This is a genomic window from Aminobacter sp. P4_D5, from assembly GCF_056401815.1.
On record NZ_JBFUIP010000253.1, the window covers coordinates 1 to 5620 of the forward strand.

The following is a 5620-nucleotide window of genomic DNA, read 5'->3' on the forward strand; positions in this document are numbered from 1 at the left end:
ACCATATCGACGTCTGGGGCTGGCGCGGCATGGCCTTTGCCAAGCGCAAGCTGCCCTTGGTCATCGGCGCCGAAGCCTCCGGAGAGGTCGACGAAGTCGGCCCCGGCGTGACGGGCCTTGCACCCGATCAGCTGGTTTCGATCTATGGCGCCCGCACCTGTGGCCTGTGCCGTCCCTGCCGCGAAGGCCGCGACAATCTGTGCGAACACGTCTCTGGCGTGCATGGCTTCCATCTCGACGGCTTCGCCCAGGAAAAGATCAACCTGCCGGCGCGCCTGCTTGTTCCCGCTCCTCCCGGCGTCGATGCCGTTGGCGCTGCGGTTGCTCCCGTCACCTTCGGCACGGTCGAACACATGCTGTTCGACAACGCCAAGCTTCAGCCGGGCGAGACAATCCTCATCCATGCCGGCGGTTCGGGCATCGGATCGGCGGCAATCCAGCTCGCCAAGAAGATGGGCTGCACCGTCATCACGACAGTCGGTTCCAATGACAAGATCGACAAGGCCAAGGCCCTTGGCGCCGACCATGTCATCAACTACCGCGAGGATCGTTTCGAAGGCGTCGTGCGCAAGCTGACCAAGAAGAAGGGCGTCGACGTGGTTTTCGAACATGTCGGCAAGGACACCTGGGCAGGCTCGATGTTCAGCCTCAAGCGAGGCGGCCGCCTCGTCACCTGCGGCTCGACATCAGGCGTTTCGACAGAAATCAACCTGATGATGCTGTTCCAGCAACAGCTCAAGTTGCTTGGCTCATTTGGCTGCCGCATGGAAAACATGGCCGACGCCATGCAGAAGATGGCTGCCGGACTGGTCAAGCCGATCATCGACACCGAGGTCGACTTTACCTCCATCGGCACCGCGCTGAAGCGGATGGAAGGTCGCGACGTGTTCGGCAAGATCATCCTCCGCATCGACTGAGGATTTTCCCGAATTGCCCCGCAAGAAGGCCAGCAAGATCCCCAACCCCACGGTCATGAAGATCATGGGGCATCTGCGCATGTTCAATTACTGGCTGGTCGCGCAGGTAGCGCTGGTGGCGCTCAAGCTGTTGCGCTTGCTGCCGGTCGACAAAGGGCTCAATTTTGCCGATCGCGCCGCTCGCACGGTCGGCCCCTGGTTCGGCCGTCATCGGGTCGCGCTGTCCAATCTGCGTAACGCCTATCCTGAGAAAACCGACGCCGAAATCGAAGCCATCGCCCTCGACATGTGGGGCAATATGGGCCGGCTCGGCGCCGAATATATCTTCCTAGAACAGATCTTCGACTACGATCCGCAGGCGACGACGCCTGGCCGTATCGAGGTTTCGGGTATCGACCATTTCGTGAAGATCGCTGGCGAGGACAAGCCGCACATCGTCTTCACCGCGCATCTTGGCAATTTCGAACTGCTGCCGATCGCTGCCGCCACCTTCGGCATGAAGATCACAGCGCTGTTTCGTCCGCCAAACAACCCCTACCTTGCCGAATATATCTTCTCGACGCGTAGCTCGAATATGGGGGATCTGCTGGCTTCGCAGCGCGGCGCGTCCTTCGCGCTGGCAGGGATTCTGGACCGGGGCGGCAATGTCGGCGTGCTCGTCGATCAGAAGTTCAATCGCGGCCTGCGCACGAAATTCTTTGGCCTCGAATGCGAGACCAATCCGGTCCTTGCCATGCTCGCCCGCCACTATGAATGCGACGTCTATCCTGCGCACTGCGTCAGGCTGCCCGGCAACCGCTATCGGCTGACCGTGGACGAAAAGCTGACGCTGCCGCGCCGCGCCGACGGCACGGTCGACGTTCAGGCGACCACGCAGATGCTGAATGACACGGTGGAGCGCTGGATTCGCGAAGACCCCGGCCAGTGGATGTGGTTCCACAAGCGCTGGAACCTGTCCCAAGGCAAGCGCCGCAAGGTCAACGCTGCCGGCAAGCTGGCCGCCGATTCCTGAGATTGTCCTCACCCGCCGTAGTAGTTCATCACCGCGTGGCGGGCTTCGGCGAAGAACAACCAACGCTCGACGACCAGGCCGAGCGCATAAAGCAACACCGCCAGGACTGCAGCCAGCAGGGCGATCGTGCTGCCACCCGCAAAAATGGCCACCAGCAACAGCACAGTAGGTATCACCCCGCCTGCGAGAATCGCCAGCATCGATAGTTTGAGCGCGTGCTTGCGCGCGACCTTAAAGCCCATTTCGCGGGTCAGGTAGTTGTCGTTGATGTGGGGCCGCTCGAACAACCTGACATGGCCGATATTACCGAGACCCGTGGCACTCTCCGGGGTCGACAGCGGCGCCAGCGTTCGCAGCCGCTTCCACCAGACACTTTTCGCCACCCAGGCGGCGATAACCACCACTAGCGCCAATAACGCGCACAAAACGCTACCGCTTCCCGAGATTGTGGCAACGACGGTTGCGAGCAAAAGCCCACCAGCCGCGGCAAACAGCAGGTAACATAGTGGCGTGAGGCCGGTGTTCCACGCCTGGATCGAACGCAGCGAGGCGTAGATCATCGCGGTGCAATAGACAGTGATGCCGCACATCACTGATCCGACCAGCCCGACGGCAGGAACATAGCGTCCCTCGACCACCGCGAACCATGCGGAAGTCGTCAGCGGCACGAAGGTCAGAACCGCCATCACGCCTTCGCGCGACAGCCAGCTCGATCGCCATTGCGACAGCGCCCGCCAGGCGCGCTGCGGATTGCCGAGATGCAGCGTCGACGACAACAGGCCGCCTCCGATCATCATCAGCGCAGCGATATGCGCGAGTTTTGCCGACAGGGTCGAGGCGTCGAGCAGGCCAAGCCCGAGCATCGCTGCGAGCCCGTAGCCGAGCCCGGAAAGCGTGGTGAATAAGATGATGGAAGGTGCGGGGTGCATTTTTTCAGATTCGGTCCAGCATACCGTCGAGCCAGGCAAAGAAGCCCTTGGCGCCGTCAGTGTTTTCAGCGAGCACTGTCGAACCAGCACTTGCGGCCAGTGGCTTGCGCGCGCGGGGCGGCAGATATTTGTTGGTCGGGCGTGTACCCTGCTCCGGCATGAGATCGTAGCCGCCGCGCTCAGCCACCATGCGCGAGACTTCTGAAGTCGGATCGGCGAGGTCGCCATAGTGCCGTGCATTGGCAGGGCATGTGCGAACGCAGGACGGCACGCGGTCGATTTCCTTCAGCGTCTCGTTGTAGACGCGGTCGACGCACAGCGTGCATTTCTTCATCACGCCTGCGGCGAGATCCATCTCTCTCGCACCGTAAGCGCACGACCACGCGCACAACCCGCAACCGATGCATTTGCTTTCGTCGACCAGCACGATGCCATCTTCGGCGCGCTTGTAGGACGCACCTGTCGGGCAAACAGTGACGCAAGGAGCATCCTCGCAATGCAGGCATGACTTGGGGAAATGCACGATGCGTGCCTCGCCCGCCTCGCCGATCACCTGCCCGCCCTCGGGCACGACCTCGAAGGTGTGGATGCGGTTGAGGAAGGTGCCTGAAACATCCGCGCCGTAGGGATCCTGGTCCGAAAGTGCGGCGCCATAGCCGCCGGTATTCCACTCCTTGCAGCTGATGACGCAGGCATGGCAGCCGACGCAGACGTCGAGATCGATGACGAGTCCGAGCTTTTTCGGTGTCGGCAGTAACGGCAAGCTGGTCATGGCGCGCCCTTTCCTTCTCCCCGTTCACGGGGAGAAGGTGGTCCGAAGGACCGGATGAGGGGCAGCGCAAACCGGCGGCGATTGCGCTGCCCCTCACCTGCCTGCCTGCATCCTCTCCCCGTGAACCGGGAGAGGAGACTTGTCCGCGCCGCAGCAATCCTCATTTCGCCCACTCCTGCCCGTAGCGCAGTTCGTCGGGATGCGGCCGTGCCGGCGCGACAGCCGAAAAATGCGGCTCGCTGACTTCAACCGGTTCGGCCTTTTCGATTCGTACGCGCAGATCATACCAGGCAGCCTGGCCGGTGATCGGATCGGAGTTGGACCAGCGCATCCCGTCGCCCTTGGGCGGTAGAAGTTCGTGGATCAAGTGATTCATCAGGAAGCCTTTTTTGGCTTCGGGCGCATCCTTGTCGAGGGCCCACGCGCCCTCGCGCTTGCCAATGGCGTTCCAAGTCCAGACCGTGCTCGAGTTGACCGCCTCCATGCGCGCGATCTCGACCTTGATGCGCCCATGATGCGAGATCACCCAGACCCAGTCGCCATCGACGAGCCCGATCTCGTCGCAGATCGGCCCGGGCACATAGAGCGGGTTCTTGGTATGGATCTGCCTCAGCCAGGCGTTCATCGAGCCCCAGGAGTGGTACATCGCCGCCGGCCGCTGGGTGATGGCGTGATAGGGATATTCCTCGCGGCTGACGGCCGCTTCCTCGAACGGTCGATACCACATCGGCAGCGGGTCGAAAGTGGCGAGGATGCGCTCGCGATGCGTCTGAGGCGCCACCGGTTCGCGCAGGCCTTCGGCCGAGAGCCGGAATTTCTGCAACGTTTCCTGATAAAGCTGGAAGGTCACAGGTTTCGGCTCGTCGAAGAAGCCCATGCGCACGGCGAAATCCTGATAGGCCTTGTTGGCGTGCTTGAAGAATTGCGCTTCAAGCGGAATATGCGCCGAAAAGAACGAGCCGTTTTCGATATAGCGCTTGAGCTGGTCGGGATTGGCCGCGCCGCGTCCGGTGCGGGTGCCATCGCTGCCGCGAAAGCCCGCCAGCGGGCCGATGCCGGGCCTGCGTTCATGGCGAACGATGTAATCGGCGTAATCCTTGTAGAGCGGCTTGCCATGATTATCGGCGAAGCCCGGCAGCCGCAGCCGGGCACCGAGATCCAGCAGCACGCTCTGGAAGCCGCGCACGTCGCGGTCAGGCTCGACCACCGGCCAGCGAATGGCATCCTGCACCGCGTCGGGCTCGGAGATCGGGCGGTCCAGCAGCGAGATGCAGTCGTGGCGTTCGAGATAGGTGGTGTCGGGCAAGATGAGATCGGCATAGGCGACCATCTCCGACGAATAGGCATCGGAATAGATGATCTTGGGGATGCAGTACTCGCCGGTGGCCGGATCCTTGTCCTCCAGCATCTTGATGACGCCCGCCGTGTTCATCGACGAGTTCCAGGCCATGTTGGCCATGTAGAGGAACATGAGATCGATCGGGTACGGGTCGCCGGCATGCGCGTTGGCGATCACCATGTGCATCAGCCCATGCGCCGAGATCGGCGCATCCCAGGAGAACGCCTTGTCGATGCGCATCGGCCGGCCTTCGGCGTCGATCAACAGGTCTTCGGGTCCCCTGGGAAAGCCGAGATGCGGGCCCGAAAGCGGCTTGTTGGAACCAAAATGTTCGGCTTTGCCGTGCGGCGTCGGATGCGCCTCGATGGGCTTTGGATAAGGCGGCTCGAAGCGGAAGGCGCCGGGACAGTCGACCGCGCCGATCAGCACCTGCAGCATGTGCAGGGCGCGAGCCGTCTGGAACCCGTTGGAGTGGGCCGAAATCCCGCGCATCGCATGGAATGAGACCGGCCGGCCGATAAACGCTTCGTGTCGCTCGCCGTTCATATCCGTCCATGGCTGGTCGATGCTGATCGCCTCATCGAATGCGACACGCGCGATCTCGGCGGCCAGACCACGGATGGTCTCGACCGACACGCCGGTCTCTTGGGC

Annotated in this window: 5 protein-coding genes; 2 read left to right on the forward strand and 3 right to left on the reverse strand. The window is 62.3% G+C overall.

Going from position 1 to position 5620, the window contains the following annotated elements; translation table 11 throughout:
- Both AC1DWF_RS29630 and AC1DWF_RS29635 read left to right on the forward strand, forming a co-directional pair.
- Window positions 1-917, forward strand: a 917-nt coding sequence (locus AC1DWF_RS29630; protein WP_476842396.1) for a zinc-binding dehydrogenase, incomplete at its 5' end; no start/stop codon positions are given.
- A 55-nt stretch (window positions 918-972) separates the two neighbouring features.
- Complete coding sequence (locus AC1DWF_RS29635) at window positions 973-1929, forward strand: lipid A biosynthesis lauroyl acyltransferase (RefSeq protein ID WP_476787735.1); 957 nt, start codon at window positions 973-975, stop codon at window positions 1927-1929.
- 8 nt (window positions 1930-1937) lie between these two features.
- Here the strand turns inward: AC1DWF_RS29635 and AC1DWF_RS29640 are convergent, their stop codons facing one another.
- The 3 genes from AC1DWF_RS29640 to AC1DWF_RS29650 all read right to left on the reverse strand — a co-directional run.
- Window positions 1938-2858, reverse strand: a complete 921-nt coding sequence (locus AC1DWF_RS29640) for a dimethyl sulfoxide reductase anchor subunit family protein (protein WP_476785044.1) — start codon at window positions 2856-2858, stop codon at window positions 1938-1940.
- 4 nt (window positions 2859-2862) lie between these two features.
- Entirely contained in the window at window positions 2863-3630 is a 768-nt protein-coding gene (locus AC1DWF_RS29645; RefSeq protein ID WP_476785045.1) for a 4Fe-4S dicluster domain-containing protein, read from the reverse strand.
- Between the two features lie 160 nt (window positions 3631-3790).
- Window positions 3791-5620, reverse strand: a 1830-nt coding sequence (locus AC1DWF_RS29650) for a molybdopterin oxidoreductase family protein (protein ID WP_476842397.1), incomplete at its 5' end; no start/stop codon positions are given.

What these genes read in the sequence shown, in the direction of transcription:
- AC1DWF_RS29640 (WP_476785044.1), bottom strand. Translation starts at nt 2,858, where the DNA reads ATGCACCCCGCACCTTCCATCATCTTATTCACCACGCTTTCCGGGCTC.
- AC1DWF_RS29635 (WP_476787735.1), top strand. Translation starts at nt 973, where the DNA reads ATGAAGATCATGGGGCATCTGCGCATGTTCAATTACTGGCTGGTCGCG.
- AC1DWF_RS29645 (WP_476785045.1), bottom strand. Translation starts at nt 3,630, where the DNA reads ATGACCAGCTTGCCGTTACTGCCGACACCGAAAAAGCTCGGACTCGTC.